Below are 22,244 nucleotides of genomic sequence, written 5' to 3'. Positions count from 1 at the left end.
TAATTTACAATAAAGGCCTACCTTTGTAATTCTACTATTTACAAATTTCTATATGAATATTTTATGTAATTTATGTAATTTATGTTATCAATAACTATATAAAATTATTACATTCTACATAAAGTAATTATATCACATCATATTCCTCATTATGTAAAATAGTAATTTTACCCAAATAAATTTGATTAATATTTATTAGTAAGTTAGAATAAATTATATAATTTAAACTGGAGGGGAAATTTCAATGCTTTCAAATCTTTTAGTAAAAACCTTCATTAAAAATAATGAAAATACAAAGGATAAAGATGTCCGTAACAATTATGGCTTCTTAGGCGGAATAATCGGGATAATAGTTAATCTTATCTTATTTATGATTAAATTTACTGTTGGTATGTTAGTATCTAGTATTGCAGTAACGGCCGATGCATTTAATAACCTATCTGATGCGGGATCGTCTGTAATAACTATAGCTGGCTTTAAAATGGCTAATATGCCAGCAGATGAAAAACATCCATTTGGTCATGGAAGAATGGAATATTTATCAGCTCTTGTAGTAGCATTTATGGTTATGCTAGTTGGATTTCAATTTGTAAGATCATCCTTTGAAAGGATATTAAATCCTGAATTAATAAAGTTTGAATGGATTCCATTTATATTACTTATTATTTCAATTTTTCTTAAGTTTTGGCTTTCAAGATTTAATAAATTTATTGGAAATAGAATAGATTCATCTGCACTAAAAGCAGCTTCTGTTGATGCTTTAGGAGATGTATTTACATCAACATGCGTTGCTATATCTTTACTTGCAGCTAAATTCACTACATTCCCTATAGATGGGTATATAGGTATTGTTGTAGCTTTATTTATAGTTTATTCTGGATTCTCTTTAGTTCGTGAAACTATAAATCCACTTCTTGGAGAAGCACCAGATCCTGAACTTGTAAAAGATATAGAAACTATGATGTTATCTTATGATAATATAACAGGTGTACATGACCTTATAGTTCATAATTATGGCCCAGGTAGATGTATGGCCTCAGCTCATGCTGAAATACCATCAGATATTGATATTATGGAAATACATAATATTATAGATAAAGCTGAAAGAGAGATATCTAAAAAATTAAATATTTACTTAGTTATTCACATGGATCCTATATGCTTATCAGATGATGAAGTTAATGCAGCTTATAAAGAAGTAAATAAAATTATTAAATATAATCCTTTAATAAAATCAATGCATGACTTTAGGATAGTTGGGGAAGGAAATGAAAAAAACCTTATATTTGATATAGTAGTAAATTCAAAAGCTTTATGCAAAGTTATGGATGAAGAAGATCTAAAGAAGGATATCATTAAGTCAATAAAAGAGATTCATCCTAATTATAATTGTGTAATAACAGTGGATCATGATTATAGTAATGATTAGTTAAATTCCTTTTAATTAAGTTAAATATACCTTGTTAAGCAGAATTGGTTAAATTATTATTTATCCTCTACTTAATGAGGTATTTTTGATCAGTTTAAATTACATATAAAGTAATATTTGTAATTGTTTTAAAGTTTTCTGTGTGTTATACTAACTTTGTTATCATTTGAATAAGGGGGATATTCAATGTTTTGTGAAAAATGTGGGAGTGAACTGGGCACTGATGGAAAATGTAATAATCCTTCATGTGAATCCAATAAAGAATATATTCATTTAGATGAATCTAAAGCTAGAGAATCAAAATCTTCAAATGCATTTAACTCTTCCTATAATGATTTTAATAAAGATCACGGTAATAATTCCTATTATCAAAATTGTTATAATAATAGTATAAACGACGATGATATAACTTCTAATGAATTTGTTTCATTTATAGGAGTGAAAAATACCGAGTATTATTTAGAAAAATTAGAGATGTACAGAGATAATGAAAAGTTTTCTTCTTGGAACTGGGCTGCATTCTTTTTAATGGTTTATTGGCTTTTATATAGAAAAATGTACAAGATTGCTGCTATATTATTTGCAATTAATATAGGGGTGTCATTTTTCTTAGGTTCTTTTGCACCAATAGCTTTCTTAGTTATAAGAATAGGTGTTGGAGTATATGCAAATCAAATATATATAAAAGATTCACTAACTAAGATAAGAAATATTAAAAAGTACTCTAAAAATTTAAGTACTGATGCACTTTATTTACGTTTAAGTACTAATGGTGGTACTAATCTCGTTGCACCTTTAGTTTTATTTGGAATAACTGCATTCATAGTAATATTAACTGTTCTAGTCTTTATATCATTAATAGGAGCATTTTTCTTTGGAGTTTAATTTTAAAGGGATGTTGCAAAACTAATTAAAGTTGGGTTTGTAACACCCCTTCTTTTGACTAAAATATAGAAATAAAAACTGATCATAACTATTTATTTATAGTCATTTTGTAGCACTTCCTATTTCTTACATTATTTATTCTATAACTAATATATTTGCACTTCTTCCATCTACTATTATCTCATTACAAATATCCTCACTAATTCCATCTTCATCGACTCTTTCTCCATTAGCAATTAGTTTCCATATGCCTTCTAAAAGATTTACTTTAGCTTCATCTTTATTACCATTTAATATAATCATTATCTTTTTGAATCTATCATTTAATGATTCTCCATTTATTATATATGAAACAACCTTATCTTCGTTACTATCTAAAAATCTTAAGTTTTCTCTTATCTCTTCAGATGAGTTCATTCTAAAAGCTTTATGATTTTTTCTTAGATTTATAAGTTCTTTATAATATTCGAAGACATCCTTATATTTTTCTTTTCTGCTCCAATCTAACCTATTAACTAAATCACTTGATTTAAAACTATTTTCAATTAGAGTTCCATTTTCATCAATCTTAGTTCTTAAGAATTCTTCACCTGCATGTATGAATGATATACCTTGTGAAGTCAGAATTATTGAAGCTATTAATTTGTTCATTTTTATACGGTCTTCTTCAGACTCTTCACTAGCTGTTATATAAAGCTTATCCCATAATGTATAATTGTCATGTGCTGATGCATAAGTAACTGTTTGATATGGCTCATTTGCCCAAAATTCATCTGAATATATAACCTTTGAATAATCTATTTGATCATGATTTGTTGAAGCTACTATCCCACATTTTATTGTTTCTTCAAAGCCTTCTCCTCCATTTACGAAGCCTGGCTTTTCTTCAATAAATACATCACCCTTAACACCATCTCTTATATCATCACTAAATGCCGCTATTTGAAGCTTTTCGTATTGAGTTGTATTCTTCTTTAAAGCTCTATCGTTTTCTTTTAGTGGAGTTTCTCCTCCAGCCCAACCTTCACCATAAATAATTATAGATTTATCTATTTTATCAAGTTCTTCTCTTATAAGCTTCATAGTTTCAATATCATGTAATCCCATTAAATCAAATCTAAATCCATCAATATGATATTCTTTAGCCCAATATACTACTGAATCTATCATAAATTTTCTAAACATTTTTCTATCTGATGCAGTTTCATTTCCACAAGCTGAACCATCTGAAAGATTTCCATTTTCATCTTCTCTATAGTAATAGTATGGTACTACTTTATTAAATAATGAATTTTTTGATTCATATGTATGATTATAAACCACATCCATAACTACTCTTAGACCTTCTTTATGAAGATTTAAAACCATATCTTTAAATTCTTTTATTCTTACATCTCCATCAAAAGGATTAGTTGAATATGATCCCTCTGGACAATTATAATGTTCCGGATCATATCCCCAGTTATACTGCGGCTCATCTAACTTTGTTTCATCTACTGATTTATAATCAAATGTTGGAAGTAAATGTACATGAGTTATTCCAAGCTCTTTTAAATGATCTACTCCTGTAGCTAATCCACCATCTGTTTTAGTACGTGACTCCCATACACCTCTATATTTACCTTTAAAATTTGATCCTGAATTATCATCTATTGTAAAATCTCTTATATGCATTTCATATATAATTGCATCAGTTGGATCTTTAAATTCTGGCTTTTTATCCTTATTCCAACCTACTGGATTGGTTTCTTCTAAGTCTACTACCATTGAATATTCTCCATTAGCAGATACAGCTTTTGAATAAGGATCTGTAACTATATTTACCTTATCTCCTATTTCTATTTCATATCTATAATAAACTTTATTTAAATCTCCATTTTTCTCTAAAGTCCATACGTTATCTATTTCTTCCATTTCAATAGATTTAAGTTTACATAACTTATTTAGTTGGTCATCTTTATAAAATAATTGTAATGTTACCTTCGAAGCTACTGGTGACCATAATCTAAATATAGTTTTATCCTTTGAATATATTGCTCCTAACTCTAAATCATAACCATACTTTTCTTCAAATTCTTTTGAGTTAAATATATCCCTTAGCTTAGCTTTTTCATCTCCATTATACGTATTATATATTTCTTTTATATTCATATACCCTCACATCCTTAAACAAACTCTTTATTCTTAAAAGTCCTATAATCATATTAGATAAATTCTTTATTCTTTATGATTATAGGACATTATTTTATTTATTAAATATATTCTTCTTTGCTTCTTCTAGTCTTTTATTATTGCCTCTTATGCACTCATAGTATACTCTTAAAACTTCTCCAACTCCCCAAGCTTGATTATAGCAACCTCTAGGATTATGTGGAGAATCTCCATCAAATATTTCAGCTATTCCACCAAGACATTGATCTTCTATATGAATCTCCATTTCTTTAAGTGCTTCATCTACAAACTTTATAGCTTCCTCTGAGTACTCATGTACTCTACAATAACCACTTAAAAATGCTCCTATTGGAAATGACCAAACTGTTCCTTGGTGATATGCCATATCTCTATCTATAAGTTTACCTTCATAAACAGGCTTATAATCCTCATGATCTTTACTTAAACTTCTAAGTCCAAAAGGAGTATATAAGCAATCATATATCTTTTCTATTACTTTAATCTCCTTATCTTTAGGAAGCATAGTAAATGGAAGAGATATTGCCCATGCTTGATTTGGTCTTATAGACGGATCACTCTCTATATTATTAACTACATCATAAAGGCACTCTTCATCTTCATTCCAGAACTTTTCATTAAATGAATTCTTAACTTTTACTGCAATACTTTCATACTCTTTATATTCTTTATCATTAAACTTTTCACCAAGTAGTGATGCTATCTTTAATGCATTGTACCAAAGAGCATTTATTTCAACAGGCTTACCATGTCTTGGAGTAACAACTATTCCATTAACTCTTACATCCATCCATGTAACTTGGTCTAGCCCATCCCCTGCCATAATTAATGAATCTTCGTCCATCTTTATTGAAAAATCTGTTCCTTCCATATATGCTTTAATAATGTTTTTTATAGTTCCATATAATTCTTCTTTTACAAAGTTTAATTCCCTTGGGTCATTCTTATATAATAAATACATGTATATAGCATGAATATACCAAAGTGAAGCATCTACTGTATTATATAAAGGTTCTTGCCCAAAATCAGGGAACATATTTGGAATTAGCCCATTCTTCTCATATATACTAAAGCTTCTTAAAATATCCTTAGTATCATCAAGTCTTCCTGTACACATTCCTACACCAGTTAATGCAATCATAGTATCTCTTCCCCAATCTAAAAACCATGGGTATCCAGCAAGAATAGTTTTGCTATTTATTGAATCTCTATCAACTATGAAATGATCTGCTGATATCGGAAGATACTTTGCTATTACTCTATCATCATCAAAAGTATTTCTTAAACTTTCAATTCTCTCTTCTTCTTTTTTAACTATATCCTTAGCATTAATTTCTGTATCTTTTTCAATAGTACAGACTAAATATACTTTTCTTTCTTCATGCGGTCTAATACTAATAGTTACATCTCCTGGAACATAATATCTATCTAGATATTTATCACCTGTTGATTTATCTACATCATAATAAACTTCTGAAGTTATACTAGATTCTTTAGATGATACTTCACCCTCAGATACAAATAATCTTATATTTAAATCCTTTTTAAGCTCTGGGATAAGATTAAAACCATTATCTAAATAACTCTTATTAAATTTAAGGTTTTCATCCTTGCTTGGTTCTCCTGGATTTCTAAAAGAAAACCATGGAGTAAGTATAAGGTCTCCCCCGTCTTTATTCCCTTTAATTGAATACTCTATCACAGCTGTATTTTTCCCTCGCTCTAAGAATACTCTTTTCTTTATTGAAGTTCCATTTACAAAGTAAGTATACTCTGGTATCCCATTATATGAGAAGCTTTGAAGGTTTTTATAACCTTCAATAACTTCATCCTTATACTTAGTTGTTGTTAATGGATATTCTGTTCCTTTTGAAATAAATTTCTCACAAACTTTAGGTAATATCATATGTCTTTCATCTGGAGATTTAAGTGCTGCTATTAATATAGCGTGATACTTTCTACTATTTGCACCTATCATAGTACTTCCTGAGAAAGCACTTCTTCCATTTGAAAGCATCCATTCCTTTTCAATTCCTCTTTCATAGCTTTTACAGCTATTTTTACCAAATCTCATAATAAATTCTCCTAAATACTACTTTGTATTTTCAATCTGATTAATTCCCCAAATATCTTTGCTGTACTCTAATATAGTTCTATCTGAAGAGAATGTACCTGCATTACAAGTATTTTCAAAGCACATCTTAGCCCATCTCTTCTTATCTTTATAAGCTTTAAATACTTCATCTTCAGCCTTTTTAAATGCTTCAAAGTCTGCTAATAAGAAGTATCCATCGCCTTCTTCAATTAATGAATTATATAAATCCTCAAATAATCCAGTTCCTCCATCACTAAATGTTCCATCTATTAGTGAATCTATTACTTTCTTAAGTGAAGGATCCTTTTTGTAGAACTTCTTGCAGTCATACTTTCCTTTTAAAGCTTCTATATCTTCAACTCTTAGTCCAAAGATAAAGTTATTTTCTTCTCCACTTTCTCTTACTATTTCAACATTTGCACCATCATAAGTACCAAATGTAGGAGTTCCATTTAACATAAATTTCATGTTACCTGTTCCTGATGCTTCCTTACCAGCTGTTGAAATTTGCTTTGAAAGATCTGCTGCTGGGAATAATTTTTCAGCATAAGAAACTCTGTAATTCTCTACGAATACAACCTTTATCTTTCCATCTATGTCCTTATCATTGTTTATAAGCTTTGCAACTTCGTTAGTAAATTTGACAATAGCTTTAGCTCTTCTATAGCCCGGGAATGCTTTAGCCCCGTATATAAATGTTGTCTTTGGAATATCAAGCTTTGGATTTTTCTTTAATCTATAGTAAAGGTCCAATACATATAATGTATTTAATAATTGTCTTTTGTACTCATGTAATCTCTTTATTTGAATATCAAATATTGAATCTGGATCAATTTCTATTCCTTCTGTTTCCTTAATATACTTAGCAAGTTCTTCTTTCTTTTCATGCTTTATTTCCATGAATCTATTTAAAACTTCTTCGTCATCTTTAAACTTTTCAAGTTCTTTAAGTTTTCCTAAATCTTTAACCCAAGATTCATCTCCTAAAAGCTCTGTTATAAATGAAGATAATTGTCTATTACATAATCTAAGCCATCTTCTTGGAGTTATTCCGTTAGTCTTGTTTTGGAACTTCTCTGGATATAGCTTGTACCAATTATTAAGTTCAATATCCTTTAATATATCAGTGTGTAACTCTGCAACACCATTAACTGCAAATCCTATGTGAATTGCAAGGTTTGCCATTCTAGTTACTCCATCTTTAACTATTCTAAATTCTTCTATTTCTTCCTTTGAGTAACCCTTTTTCTTTAATTCTTTTATAAATCTTGTATCAATCATCTTGATTATTTGCACTATTCTTGGGAATAAAGCTACCATTAATTTATTATCCCACTTCTCAAGTGCTTCTGCTAATATTGTGTGATTAGTGTATGCAAATATACCCTTTGTTATATTAAGTGCCTTATCAAAAGATAATCCATAATCATCTACTAATATTCTTATAAGCTCTGGAATTGCAAGGACTGGGTGAGTATCATTTAATTGAACTGCATGATATTTATGAAGCTCATCAAAGTTTTCTCCATGAATTCTTATATGATTTCTAAGTATATCTTGAAGTGATGCACTTACTAAGAAATATTGTTGCTTAAGTCTTAATAACTTTCCAGCCTTCATATCATCATTTGGATATAATACTCTTGATATATCATCAGCTTTATTTTTAAGCTCTACTGCTTTAGCATATTTACCTTCATTAAATGCATTAAAATCAAATTCTTCTATTGGCTCACATTTCCATAGTCTTAAAGTATTTATATTTTTACTCTTATATCCTATTATTGGTGTATCGTATGGAATTGCTTTAACATCCATTCCCTTAAACTTAACTATTACCTCATCTTTATCCTTTCTTATGCTCCAAGGATCACCATGAGTTAACCAGTTATCTGCACATTCATATTGGAATCCATCTTCAAAGTATTGCTTAAATAATCCATTTGAATATCTAATTCCATAACCTCTTAGTGGTACTTCCATTGATGCTGCTGAATCCATAAAACATGCAGCAAGTCTTCCAAGGCCTCCATTACCAAGTGCTGCATCATCTTCAGCTTCTTCAATAACATTTATATCTATATTTAATTCTTTAAGTAACGCTTCTACTTCTTCATATAATCCTAAACTTATTAAATTATTACCAAGGGCTCTTCCCATTAAATATTCTGCTGAGAAATAATAAGCTTGTTTACCTTCTTCATAAACTTCTTGTGTATTATTCCAATCATCTACTATAGTTTCCATTAAAGCTGATGAAAGACTACTAAATATTTGTCCTGCATCTGCATCATCTAATCCTACTCCATATCTAATTTTTAATTCTCTTTCCATGCTCTTTTTTAATTCTTCTCTCATCTTTTATAGCCTCCCATATAACTTTGTTAAATCGTATATCTTTTTTGCTAGTTCATCAGTTAGTTGTCCTGGTTTTATTCTCCACTCCCAGTTTCCACCTAGAGTTGAAGGTATATTCATTCTAGCTTCACTACCAAGGTCTAATAAATCTTGCATAGTAGCTACTGATAAAAAGCTTACTGAACTCCAAATACCTCTTATAAAACCAAAACTTACTCCCTCTTCTTCATTTAATGATAAGTACTTCTTCGCTTTTTTAATTTCTTTTTTTGAAGTATTATTTTCAAACCATCCGAGTACTGTATCATTATCATGAGTTCCTGTATAAGCTACAGAATTATTTATATAATTATGAGGTAAATCAGTACTATCTTCCCCACCAAATCCAAATTGAAGTACTTTCATTCCAGGAAATCCACTTTCATTTCTAAATTCTATTACCTCATTTGTCATAAATCCTAAATCTTCTGCAATTATATTTACATCGCCTAAAGCTTCTTTAATTGCATTAAATAATTTAATTCCAGGTCCTTTGACCCATTCTCCATTTACTGCTGTTTCATCTCCATAAGGTACTTCCCAGTAAGATTCAAAACCTCTAAAGTGATCTATTCTGACCATATCATAAAGCTTTAAGCTTTCTCTTATTCTAAGAATCCACCATTTATATCCGTCTTTATCCATAGCATCCCAATCATATATTGGATTTCCCCATAATTGACCTGTTACTGCAAAAGCATCTGGTGGACATCCTGCCACAAATTTTGGAGTATTATCTTCATCAACTTTAAACATTTTTGGATTACTCCACATATCTGCACTATCTTCTGCAACATATATTGGAATATCTCCTATTATCTCTACGCCATTGTAATTTGCATATTCCTTAAGTTCATTCCATTGCTTAAAGAATATGAATTGAATAAAATTATAATATTCTATCTCATCTTTAAGTTCTTTTTTATATTTATTAAGAGCTTTTTCTTCTCTATTTTTTATATCTTCATCCCACTCTTGCCATGAAACTAAGCCAAAATACTCTTTGATAGCCATATAAGCACTGTAATCTTCAAGCCAGAATTTATTTTCTTCTTTAAATCTTTTATATCTAAATTCTTGATATCCATTTAATTCTTTACTCTTAAAATTCTCATATGCTTTTTTAAGAATTTCATTTCTAAGTTCAAATATTAGTCCGTAATCTACAAACTCTGGATCATCTCCAAAATTTTTATCAATATAATCTTCCTCTTTAAGAAGTCCTTCATCACATAATATTTTAAAATCTATAAAATGTGGATTTCCAGCAAAAGCTGAGAAACATTGATATGGTGAATCTCCATAACTAGTGTGACCAAGAGGTAGTATCTGCCAGTACTTTTGACCTGCTGATACAAGAAAATCTACAAATTCATAAGCTTCTTCTCCCATGGAACCGATTCCGAATTTTCCATTAAGAGAAGAGATATGCATTAATATCCCACTACTTCTCTTTCTCATAATTTTTATATCCTCCTAAAATTTATAACACTTTTTAATGTTATCCTTATCCTTTAATATTACTGTAATATTTAGTTTCTTTACATTAGTTTGTCCTTTAACTTCACAATTTACATTAATATCTCCATCTTCATTCTTTATTTCTATATTAATGTTATTATAGATACCTTTTATATACTCTTTTGACTTTCCATCATCGTCATAAAGCATATAGTTTGCTCTATCTTCTAAGAATACTGTAACATCTAATTCCTCATTCTTTATACTTTCTACATTCTTTGCTGAATCTCCTAAAATTAGTATCTTATCTTTTCTTATAAAAAATATAAATTCATCAATATCAGCTTCTATATAATAATGTCCTTTAGTCATTACCTCATAATTAATTTCATCTAATGATTTTGCCTTCACCATAAGCATGTCTTCTGGTAAATATACATATCTACCTTTAGCATTTTGCTTAATAATTGGTGCAAGCATTAATGAATCACCTAAAAGTATTTGGTCTTCTACACCTCTTGAAATTTCATCATTATAATCAAAACTTAACGGCTTAAACATAAGTTCATTATTTATTGATGCCTTCATATACTCACTATATAAATAAGGAATAAATCCATATCTAAATTCTATAAACTTCTTAAGTGTACCCTCTGTTTCTTCTCCAAAAGCGAATGGTTCTTGCTTTCTTGTTCCCATAGCTGAATGATTTCTAAATAACGGAGTAAATATGCTAAATTGGAACCATCTCTTCATTAAGTCCTCAGTACAATTTCCTCCAAAACCGCCAGTATCAGCTCCGGTATAAAGATAACCACACATATTTAAATTTGGCATCATTTTTACATTCATCTCTAAATGCTCCCAAAGTGATGTATTATCTCCAGTCCAAATACCCCCATATCTATGCATGCCTATTGATGATGCTCTTGAGAATAATAAAAATCTTTTATTACTATCAATACTTTCTAAACCTTCTGCTGCTGATCTTGTCATATTATGACCAAATAAATTATGAACATCGTTATGCTTTATTATATTTCCATCCATATTATGATAGAAACTATTATAATCAGCTTGGCTATTACTTAGTCCTGTAAATGCATCTTTTAATGCAAAGAAACTATAAATATCTAAATTCTTATTTTTACTTTCCTCTACTTTTTCATAGGCCTTTTTTAGACCTTCTTCTGAGTAGAATATAGCTGGTTCATTCATATCATTCCAGAAACCATCTATTCCCTTATCCACTAACCATTTATACTTCTTTCCAAACCAAAGCCTTGCTTCGCTGTTTAAGAAATCTGGGAAATGAACTCTTCCTGGCCATACTGCTGCTACAAAAGGTTTTCCATCTTTATCTTTACAATAATAACCTTTTTCTACACCCTCTTCATAAATATCATAACCTTCTTCAATCTTAACTCCTGCATCTATTATAGGGATTAGTCTTATTCCATCCTTCTTCATATCAGATACCATATCTTCAAAGTTTGGAAAAGCTTCTCTATTTACTGTGAAATTTTTAAATCTTTCCATATAGTCTATATCTAAATATATGCAATCTATAGGAATATTCTTGTCTCTAAATTTATCACCAATAGTTCTAACTTCCTCTTCATCCTTATAACTCCATCTACTTTGTTGATATCCAAAAGCCCACTTTGGAGGAACATAACTTTCTCCTATAAGTGCTCTAAATTCTCTTGAAATATCATTTAAATTATCACCATCTATTATATATAAATCGTAGTTGTTTCCTTCTACATCAATATATAATTTTTCATTATTAGAATATCCAACATCAAATTTTACTTTAGCTGGTGTATCTATAAGTACTCCAAAACTTCTATCTACTCCATGTATAATTAAGAAATTATGAGCTCCATATAGTGATCTTTTATCCTGAGCGTGATTTGGATCATCTGAACAATAACTTTCAAATATCCAACCTCTTTTATTTATGCCTCTAACATTTTCTCCAAGACCATAAACCAAATCTTCTTTTTTAAATTTAAGTGTTAACTTACCATTCTCATTAAAAAAGTATGGTATTTCCCCATTTTCTGTCTTTATATCTTTAATAACAGAATTACAATCTACTATCTTTCCAAAAGAAAATTTTCTTATCTTCATATATTCTCACATCACTCTCTAAACTATATTCTTTTACAAGATTCTCTTTCAACTAATTTAGTGTCTAGTACTACATGCTTATTTTCTGAATTGTTCTTTATTAAATCAAATAACATATCTACACTTTGTTCTGCCATCTCTCTTCTTGGCTGTACTATTGTAGTTATTGAAGGGTTATAAAATTCTGCTATATCCATACCATCAAATCCAAGTACCGATATCTCATCTCCAACTTTAATATTATTATCAATTAAAGCTTTTACACATCCAGTTGCCATAATATCCGATATACAAAAGATTGCATCTATTTCTTTATTATTTTTTATAAGTTCTTCTGTAACATCATAAGCACCTTTTGCACTATATTTACCATATACTTTATATTCATCTTTAACTTCTATTCCATTTTTATTTAATGCATCAATATATCCTAGTAATCTTTCTGATCCAAGTCCAGCATCTTCTTTAAGTCCAAGAATAATTGCAATATTCTTATGTCCTGTATCTATTAGATATTTAGTTGCATTAAAAGCTGATTCTGCTTGTTTTATACCTATTGAAGAAAAATTATTAGCATCTGTATCATAAGTACAGTTTGTAGATGCTAATACTAAAGGAATATTTATATCCTTAAAAGTATCTTCGCAAACTTCTTTTATATCGCATCCTAAATATATTATCCCTTGAAGCTTTCTTTCTTTTTCAAGTTCTATTAAATTTCTGACTTCTGCTGTACCACTAGCTGAATAGTCCGTATGTCTAAGTACCATAGTACATCCATTTTTAGTTATTCTTTTACTTATTACATCTATCATTTCTGAGAAAAACGGATTGAATACCCCTCTCACTAAAACTCCAATGGTATTAGAATTAGATTTTTTTAAATTCCTCGCACTATTATTAGGTATATAATTACTATCTTTTATTATTTTCTTTATTCTCTTTCTAGTCTCATCTTTTACATCTGGATGATTATTTATAACTCTTGAAACAGTTCCAACTCCAACTCCAGCAATTTTAGCTATATCATTAATATTCATGTCTTACGTCCTCTCAAACCTTGTATTATTTCTTCTTTAAAATTATATATGATAAAGGCTTTACTATAATTTTATCATTACAATTTATAGTAATATTATTACACATATCTATATAATTTCCTTTTATATTTAAAGAAATTTCTGATATTTTTTCATCATTGTTTATAATTACAATAGTTTCTTCATCATATAATCTTCTTCTAAAAGAAATTACATTACCTTCTTCATGTAGGCACTTATAGTCGCCATGAATTAATGATTTATTTTCTTTTCTTATTTTTATAAGCTCTTTATAGTGATCTAAGATTTCTTTATTTTGATTTTCTTCCTCCCAAGGCATACATTTTCTGCACTGTGGATCATCTCCACCATCTATTCCAACTTCATCTCCATAATAAATATATGGAACACCAAGATAGGTAAATTGGAATACTATAGCAAGTTTCATTTTTTGAATATCATTCTTGCATTCTGTTAAAAATCTAGCTGTATCATGACTTCCAAATAGATTCCAAAGTTGTCTTGTTATACTTTCCATATAAATGTATCTATTCATTGAAAGTGCATCATTTAATTCTTTTGCATCTATAGTTCCTTTTGCAAAGAAATCAACCATAGCATGTTTAAATGGATAATTCATAATGGAATCAAGTTGTTCTCCTCTTAAGAAAGATACTGCTTCATGCATTATTTCTCCAATAAGAACTGCATCTCTTTTTATTTCTTTTATTCCAACTCTCATCTCTCTCCAAAATCTATGATCTACTTCATCACAAACATCGAATCTCCATCCATCTATATCTACTTCTTTAATCCAATACTTAGCTACATCAATAAAGTATTTACGAACCTTCTCATTATTAGTATTAAGTTTTGGCATATTCTTAACATCATTTGCGAATGTATAGTAATTCACTTTATCTTGATCTATAGGCAATTTATCTATATGATACCAACCTCTATATTCGGAATCTTTTCCATTTCTAAGTATATCTTTAAATGCAAAGAATTCATCTCCTGTGTGATTAAATACTCCATCTAATATAACTTTAATGCCATTCTCATGTGCCTTCTTAACTAGATTTTTTAAATCCTCTTTATCTCCAAACTGTGGATCAATTTTATAATAATCATTTATATTGTATTTATGATTACTTGGAGACATAAATATCGGGGTCATATATATAAGATTTACTCCAAGATCTTTTAGATAATCAATCTTGTTAATTATTCCTTTTAAATCTCCACCAAATATTGATTTAGTATCAACCTTATCTCCCCATTTTTTTATTCCTTTAGGATCATTTTCTTTATTACCGTTACAAAATCTATCAGGAAAAATTTGATAAACAACTGCTTCTTGAAGCCATTTTGATTCTTCATAGACATCAGCTTCTCCTATATATGCATATTGAAATGGTATAAGGTCTGCTTCTTTATTCCCTATATTCTCTCTATATCCACGTTCATCATAATAATGGATCTTTCCCTCTAAATCTGTAATTTCAAAATAGTATCTATATCTATTTCTAAATACCTTTATATCCGCTGAATATATTTCTATAAGATTATTATCTTCAAATAAATTCATCTTAACTGTCTCATATGGACTTTTAAAATCATATCGACACCTATAATAAAGTTTAACCTCTTTAATATCATCTTTTGCAACTCTTAATGTTATTCTTAAGGTATCTCTATCAATTGCATATGCATAAGGTACATCTGGTATATGATAAATAGCTTGCTTATTCATAACATCCTCCTAAAACTTTAACGTATATTATTCCTTAACTGCTCCTGCAACTAATCCTTTTGATACAAATTTTTGAATTGCTGCAAACATTATTGCAAGTGGAATTGTTGCCATTACTGATGCTGCTGCATATGCAGTCCAGTTTGCTGAAACACCACTATCCATGAATGATTTTAATCCTATTACTAAAGTTTTAACGCTCGGATCTTTAAGTAATGCTGCTGATAAAATAAATTCACCAAATGTTCCAATGAATGAGAAGAAGAATATAACTACAAGCATTGGTTTAGTTAATGGGAATATTATTTTTCTAAATATTTGTCCATGTGTTGCTCCATCAACAAGAGCTGATTCATCAAGTTCTTTAGGTAATCCTTGAATATATCCTTTCATAAGCCAAATATTATAAGCACTAGCACCACACATTACAAGTACTAAGAACCATAAATTATCCATTCCCCATGGAAGCTTATATGCAACTCCTAAAATAGCAGGTAATGCCATAGAAGCTGGGAACATTTGAAGTATTAAAAGGAACATAAGACTATATTTTTTACCAGTAAATCTTAATCTACTAAATGTATAAGCTGCTGGTAATGTCATTAAAACTTGAGCTAATGCAACAAATAAACATACTTTAAATGTATTCCATACCCATAATAAGAAATCAGTTTCCTTAAGTACAAATGCATAATTTTCAAATGTTATCTTGCTTGGTATTATACTGCTTTGCGTAAAGCTTGTACCTTCTGAAAGTGATGCAGTAACTATTGCAAGCACTGGGAATAATACTATTGCTATACTAATCCAAATAAATATTCTACTTATCCAAAGTGTAACTTTTTCAGGCTTACTTAATCTTCTTTTATGCTTATATTTCTTATTCTTATTTAAACTCATCATATTAATCCACCTCTTTAAATTGGCCAGATGCTTTCATTTGAACAAATGCTATAGTTCCTACTATTATAAATAGTATTATTGAAAGTGCTGCCCCTAAATCAAATCTTCCAAATTGAATTGTCATTTTGTAAGCTGCTGATCCAAGTACATCAGTATAACCTGCAAATGGTGAGTCAGGTCTTACTGGTCCACCACCTAATAAAAGGTATGCTGCTGTAAAGTTACCAAAGTTAAATGACCATGATCCAATTAAAAGTGGAAATGCAGTATTTGCAAGAGATGGTAGTGTTATTTTGAAGAACTTTTGCACAGGTGTTGCTCCATCTATACTTGCTGCTTCATAATATGTTTCAGGAATTGCTGCAAGTGCTCCTATACATACATTCATCATATATGGGAAACCAAGCCAAATACTTATCAGTACTATTGCTGTTCTTGCTGCCCATGGTTCTGTAAGCCACATTATAGGTTCTGCTATTATATGAAGATTCATTAATATTCCATTTATAGCTCCATATTGGCTATTTAAAAGTCCTGTGAAAGAAATTATAACTATAGTTGCTGGTAATGCCCAAGGTATTACTAAAAAAGCTTTATATATAGCTGATTCCTTCATATTCTTATTTGATAGAATTAATGCATATATTAATCCAACAAAAAAACCACCAAAAGTTATTATTGTTGTTGAGACTATTGTCCATCCAAATACAGGTAAGAATATTTCTTTTAGTGGACCTGTTATAATATCTGCAAAGTTTTTAAGTCCAACAAACTTCCATCCTGTATTAAGTGTTTTTATATTATAATTTGTAAATGCTATTACTATAGTACATATAATCGGAAGTACAGTTAATATAATCATACTTATTAGTGACGGCGACATAAACTTTAAAGCTCTTAGGTTATCTTTATATGTTATCTTTTTCTTGCTCACTATATTCACTCCTTAAATTAATAAGGGAGAGAAGTTCCTACCTTCCCTCCCCCGTCTTAGATATTATTGTCCTTGTGTTTCAATACCTTTTTTAATTGCACTAACAACATCTTTTCCTACTGTAGCTGGACTTTCACCTTTGTATAATCTTGTGATTTGGCTAGTTGCATTCCATACAGCTTGCATTTGTAAGATATTTGGCATAGGTACAGCTGTCTTAGCTTGATCTATAAATCCTTGGAAGTATTTATTATCTTTAACAGCTTGTGAATTTAAAACATCTTTTAATACTGGTATTCTGTTACCTGCTTTAAATAATGCTTCTCCTTCATTATCAACAATGTATTTTAATAGATCCCATGATAAGTCTTTATTCTTTGATTTTGAACTTACTATAGCGGTTTGTACACCTAAGAATGATTTATATCCTTCACCCTTTATTGTTGGTACTTTAGCTACACCAAAGTTCATTCCTGCTTTTTCAAATTGAGCTATATCCCATGGTCCTGAAATATAGAAGGCTGACTTACCATCTTTAAAGTTTGATGATGCAATATCACCAGTTATATCAGCTGGCATTAATTTATCTTTTAATACTAAATCTTGTAAGAATTGATATCCTTCTTGTGCTCCCTTATTATCTAGTCCTATATCATTTGGATCATAATTTCCTGGTTTTCCACCAAATATATATCCACCATATGATTGAATAATTCCGCCTGTTATATAGAAGTTTCCTAAATCAATTTGGAATCCATTGTTATTTTCTTTTGCTACTTTAACTAATTCATCCATAGTCTTAGGTGCTTCTTTAACCTTATCTTTATTGTAGAATAATGCTACTGTCTCTTGTGCTAAAGGTACTGCATAATTCTTTCCATCAAATGCTGTTGCATCCCAAACACTATCACTTGTGTATTTACTCTTATCAAATTTTCCATCTGGTACTTCTTCTAATAAACCAGCTTCTTTAAATGTTGCTAGATTATCGTGAGGCATACCTATATATACATCTGGTCCTTTACTTGAGTTTGCAGCTTGTAAATAATCTTGGAATTCACCTTCATCATTTACTACTTTTACGGTATTTCCTGTACTTTCTGCCCATTTCTTAGCTGAATCCTCAATAACCTTCATTTCATCTTCTTTTACTTTTGTCCAAATAGTTATTTCTTGTCCTTTTGTTGAGGCTTCTTTTGATCCTCCGCACCCTACGAATAATGATCCTGTTACTACTACAGCCATAAGGCAAGCAATAAGTTTCTTTTTAACCATGTTAATCCCTCCAAAAATCAATAATACTTTTATCAAAAATCTTAGAAAATAGTTATTTGAGTTTCTTTATCAAAAGCATGTATATCATTGATATCAAATGCTATTTCTAACTTTTCTCCTATGGCCTTCTCTGTGCCACCCTTTGCTTTTATAACGATATTTCTATCTTGAACTTTTACATGAATATAAACCTCTCCACCTAAGTTCTCAGTTAATTCAACCACACCTTCAAATTTCAAAATATTTTCTTTATTCATATCTTCAGGCATATATAATATTTTTTCTGGTCTTATTCCAATTATTAAATCTATTTTATCTTTTTTAATTTGCTTTAATTTTTCTGTATTCTCTTTTGATAGTTCTACTCCTATATTATTTATCTTGATATAAGATTTATCATTCTTAAATTCTGCACTACCATACAAGAAATTCATTTGAGGATTTCCTATAAATCCAGCTACAAACATATTTACAGGATTATTATATATCTCAGTTGGAGTTGCAACTTGTTGAATCTCCCCATCCTTCATAACAACAATTCTAGTTCCAAGCGTCATAGCTTCTGTTTGGTCATGTGTTACATATATAAAAGTAGTATCTAGTTCTTTATATAATTTTGATATCTCTATTCTCATTTGAACTCTAAGTTTTGCATCTAAATTTGAAAGAGGCTCGTCCATTAAGAATACTTGCGGGTTTCTAACTATTGCTCTTCCCATAGCAACTCTTTGTCTTTGTCCACCTGAAAGTGCCTTTGGTTTTCTATCTAATAGATGCTCTATATCCAGAATCTTTGCTGCTGCTTTAACCTTTTCATCTATTTCATCTTTTGAAACTTTTCTAAGTTTTAATCCAAATGCCATATTTTCATATACTGACATATGAGGATATAGTGCATAATTTTGGAATACCATTGCTATATCTCTATCTTTGGGCGGTGCATCGTTTACAAGCTTATCGCCAATATACATATCACCCTTGCTTATATCTTCAAGTCCTGCAATCATTCTTAATGTTGTTGATTTTCCACATCCTGATGGACCAACAAACACTACAAACTCTTTATCCTTTATCTCTAAATTAAAATCTTTTACTGCATTAAATCCATTTTCATAAATTTTATAAACATCTTTTAAAATAACTCCAGCCATATTAAACCTCCCAATCACATCTGGAAACCTTTCCAATTAACTCAAAAAAAATTTATTATTTATATAACGCCTCTAAACTAATATAAATTATTTTCCCACTTAGAATCCTTTCCAAAAAGTTTAAAATAAAAAAATATCATTTTACTAGTTTTCATCTCAGAAAACGTTTCCTTGAATTAAGAATAACATCTTTCCTTTACAATTTCAACCACTTTTTAAATATTTTTTTAATTTTTTATAATTAATATAAATAGAGAGCTTTTTTCCTCTCTATTTATACTTATAATTTTTTATTTATACATATATCTATAAAACTTTTGATAAGAAGTTCATAGTCCTTTGATTTTTAGGATTATCAAATACCTCTTCAGGACTTCCACTTTCTATTATAATACCTTCATCCATGAAAAGAATTCTATCGCCGACTTCCTTTGCAAATCCCATTTCATGTGTAACTATAATCATAGTCATACCATCATTTGCAAGAGATTTCATTACGCTTAAAACTTCTCCAACCATTTCAGGGTCTAAAGCTGACGTAGGTTCATCAAATAACATTACGTCTGGCTCCATAGCTAATGCCCTTGCAATTGCTATTCTTTGTTTCTGACCACCTGATAATGAATTTGGATAAGCATCTTTCTTTTCTAAAAGCCCAACTTTCTCTAAAAGTTCCTCGCCCTTTTTTATTGCTTCATCCTTTTTCCATCCTTTAACCTTCATTGGAGCCATTATTATATTCTCCATAACAGTTTTATGTGGAAATAAGTTGAATTGTTGGAATACCATTCCCATTTTTTCTCTAATCTTATTTATATTAATCTTTTTATCTATAATATTATTTCCTTCAAATATTATCTCTCCGCTTGTTGGCTGCTCTAAAAGATTTAAACATCTTAAAAATGTGCTCTTTCCTGACCCTGAAGGCCCTATTACAACAACAACCTCGCCTTTTTTTACCTCTTCATTTATTCCTTTTAAAACTTTATGTTTTCCAAAGTATTTTTCAAGTTCCTTAACGTATATCACTAGCCTTCAGCCTCCTTTCAAAATATGCCATAAGCCTTCCAAGTGAGAAAGTCATAATAAAGTATAATACACCTATTACCATAAGTGGTTCAAAAACTAAATAAACTGATCCTTTTACTATATCTGCACTAAACATAAGCTCTCCAACTCCAATAAATGAAGCCATTGAAGATTCTTTTATTACTGCAACAAATTCATTTCCTACAGCTGGCATAATATTTTTAACTGCTTGTGGAAGTACAACCATTTTCATAGATTGAACCTTTGTCATTCCTAAGCTTCTAGCAGCTTCCATCTGCCCTTTGTCTACAGCATCTATACCTGCTCTTATAATCTCAGATACATAAGCTGCTGAATTTAATGAAATCGCAACAACCGCTGCTGTAAGTGGACTAAAATCCCACCCAAAGAATAATGCTGATCCTGAATACACCATTAAGATTTGTAATATCATTGGTGTTCCTCTAACTATCTCTATATAAATAGTTGCAATCCATAATAATGGCTTGAATTTACCTATTTTAAAATTAACAGTTTTCATAAAATATAAAACCGATCCAAATGCAGTACCAAAACATACTGATATAAGTGATATAATTAATGTCATCTTAGCTCCATCTAAAAATACTGGAAAGTATTGTGGAAGAAAACTAAAGTCAAATTGATATCCCATTTTAAAGCCCCCTTTTTAAGCTAAGATTGACAATGAAGTAATTTCATCGTCAATCTTAAATTTCTTTTCATATATTATTTTTGTTGTATTTGTTTTGAAGCTAATTCGTTAGCTTCAACTATAAATTTATCAAGTTCTCCACTATCTTTTAATCTCTTTATTGTCTTGTTTACTTGATCTAATAATTCTTTATTTCCTTTTTTAACAGCAACTGCATTTCCACCTGATTCATCTTTAAATTCTATATCTGACAATACAAGATCATTATTACTCTTAATTGCCATCTCTCCAACTGGTTTCTCAGTAACTAAAGCATCGATTTTACCGGATTTAAGCTCTAATATTAAATTATTAACATTAGATAAAAGTGTTGGATCCTTAGCTTTTATAACCTCTTTAGTTATATCTGCTTGAGTTGATCCCATTTGTGCTCCCACCTTAGCATCCTTTAAATCCTCAGTCTTTTTATATTTAGCTGCATCCTCCTTCTTTACTAATACAGAGTGTTGTGCAGTATAGTATATATCTGAAAAGTCTACTTTTTTTGCTCTTTCTGGATCAGGATTCATTCCTGAAATTATCATATCAATTTGTCCTGCTGGCAATGCCCCAAGAAGTGAATCAAATTTCATTTCTTTAATTTTAAGTGTTGCTCCTAAATCTTTTGCTATCTCTTCAGCAAGTTTAACGTCAAACCCAACAATTGTATCTTTTCCATCTACCATTGCATGAAATTCATAAGGTGCATAATCTGCACTTAGTCCAACTACCAATTCCTTTTTATTTCCTTCATCTGTCTTAGCCTTGTCCCCACAAGCTACTATACTAAATGTCATTACTCCTACTAGTGCTACCGCAAATATTTTTTTCAATAATCCTTTTTTCATATC

At 29.8% G+C, this 22,244-nt stretch carries 16 protein-coding genes; 2 read left to right on the top strand and 14 right to left on the bottom strand.

All coding sequences use genetic code 11. The features are described 5' to 3' along the window. The first annotated feature begins 244 nt into the window (after positions 1–244). Together K5V21_RS00265 and K5V21_RS00260 are read left to right on the top strand one after the other, a co-directional pair. Complete coding sequence (locus K5V21_RS00265; protein ID WP_221858225.1) at positions 245–1,429, top strand: cation diffusion facilitator family transporter; 1,185 nt, start codon at positions 245–247, stop codon at positions 1,427–1,429. A gap of 186 nt (positions 1,430–1,615) precedes the next feature. Beyond that, positions 1,616–2,314: a DUF2628 domain-containing protein gene (locus tag K5V21_RS00260; protein ID WP_221858223.1), complete on the top strand. Its 699-nt coding sequence runs from the start codon at positions 1,616–1,618 to the stop codon at positions 2,312–2,314. Positions 2,315–2,449: 135 nt separating this feature from the next. On the opposite strand, the gene pulA is transcribed toward K5V21_RS00260, so the two are convergent. The 14 genes from pulA to K5V21_RS00190 all read right to left on the bottom strand — a co-directional run bounded on the left by pulA (position 2,450) and on the right by K5V21_RS00190 (position 22,241). Continuing rightward, positions 2,450–4,465: a type I pullulanase gene (gene pulA / locus K5V21_RS00255; protein WP_221858222.1), complete on the bottom strand. Its 2,016-nt coding sequence runs from the start codon at positions 4,463–4,465 to the stop codon at positions 2,450–2,452. Positions 4,466–4,559: 94 nt separating this feature from the next. Then, entirely contained in the window at positions 4,560–6,578 is a 2,019-nt protein-coding gene (locus tag K5V21_RS00250; protein WP_221858221.1) for an amylo-alpha-1,6-glucosidase, read from the bottom strand. Between the two features lie 18 nt (positions 6,579–6,596). Further along, positions 6,597–8,957: a glycogen/starch/alpha-glucan phosphorylase gene (locus K5V21_RS00245; RefSeq protein ID WP_221858220.1), complete on the bottom strand. Its 2,361-nt coding sequence runs from the start codon at positions 8,955–8,957 to the stop codon at positions 6,597–6,599. Positions 8,958–8,960: 3 nt separating this feature from the next. Further along, a complete protein-coding gene (gene malQ, locus K5V21_RS00240; RefSeq protein ID WP_221858219.1) occupies positions 8,961–10,457 on the bottom strand; it encodes a 4-alpha-glucanotransferase in 1,497 nt (498 codons plus the stop codon). A gap of 15 nt (positions 10,458–10,472) precedes the next feature. Further along, complete coding sequence (locus tag K5V21_RS00235) at positions 10,473–12,593, bottom strand: TIM-barrel domain-containing protein (protein WP_221858218.1); 2,121 nt, start codon at positions 12,591–12,593, stop codon at positions 10,473–10,475. 23 nt (positions 12,594–12,616) lie between these two features. Next, positions 12,617–13,633, bottom strand: coding sequence for a LacI family DNA-binding transcriptional regulator (locus K5V21_RS00230; RefSeq protein WP_204593116.1), 1,017 nt, complete (start codon positions 13,631–13,633; stop codon positions 12,617–12,619). 25 nt (positions 13,634–13,658) lie between these two features. Continuing rightward, positions 13,659–15,389, bottom strand: a complete 1,731-nt coding sequence (locus tag K5V21_RS00225; protein WP_221858217.1) for a glycoside hydrolase family 13 protein — start codon at positions 15,387–15,389, stop codon at positions 13,659–13,661. Positions 15,390–15,416: 27 nt separating this feature from the next. Beyond that, entirely contained in the window at positions 15,417–16,292 is an 876-nt protein-coding gene (locus K5V21_RS00220; protein WP_221858215.1) for a sugar ABC transporter permease, read from the bottom strand. Between the two features lies 1 nt (position 16,293). Next, on the bottom strand, positions 16,294–17,175 hold the full coding sequence (locus K5V21_RS00215) for a carbohydrate ABC transporter permease (protein WP_204593538.1): 882 nt from the start codon (positions 17,173–17,175) through the stop codon (positions 16,294–16,296). A 114-nt stretch (positions 17,176–17,289) separates the two neighbouring features. Then, positions 17,290–18,501, bottom strand: coding sequence for a sugar ABC transporter substrate-binding protein (locus tag K5V21_RS00210; RefSeq protein WP_204593113.1), 1,212 nt, complete (start codon positions 18,499–18,501; stop codon positions 17,290–17,292). 41 nt (positions 18,502–18,542) lie between these two features. Next, positions 18,543–19,652, bottom strand: a complete 1,110-nt coding sequence (locus K5V21_RS00205; RefSeq protein ID WP_221858213.1) for an ABC transporter ATP-binding protein — start codon at positions 19,650–19,652, stop codon at positions 18,543–18,545. 306 nt (positions 19,653–19,958) lie between these two features. Continuing rightward, positions 19,959–20,681, bottom strand: a complete 723-nt coding sequence (locus tag K5V21_RS00200) for an amino acid ABC transporter ATP-binding protein (RefSeq protein WP_221858211.1) — start codon at positions 20,679–20,681, stop codon at positions 19,959–19,961. After that, positions 20,668–21,354, bottom strand: coding sequence for an amino acid ABC transporter permease (locus K5V21_RS00195; RefSeq protein WP_221858210.1), 687 nt, complete (start codon positions 21,352–21,354; stop codon positions 20,668–20,670). The genes K5V21_RS00200 and K5V21_RS00195 overlap by 14 nt, the downstream gene beginning before the upstream one ends. A gap of 74 nt (positions 21,355–21,428) precedes the next feature. Then, positions 21,429–22,241 carry a transporter substrate-binding domain-containing protein gene (locus K5V21_RS00190; RefSeq protein WP_221858209.1) on the bottom strand — a complete coding sequence of 271 codons (813 nt, stop codon included), beginning with the start codon at positions 22,239–22,241 and terminating at the stop codon, positions 21,429–21,431. Between the last annotated feature and the right edge of the window lie 3 nt (positions 22,242–22,244).

This window comes from Clostridium sardiniense, assembly GCF_019753795.1.
Lineage (GTDB): Bacteria > Bacillota > Clostridia > Clostridiales > Clostridiaceae > Clostridium > Clostridium sardiniense.
This window is presented reverse-complemented; position numbering and strand designations above follow the sequence as displayed.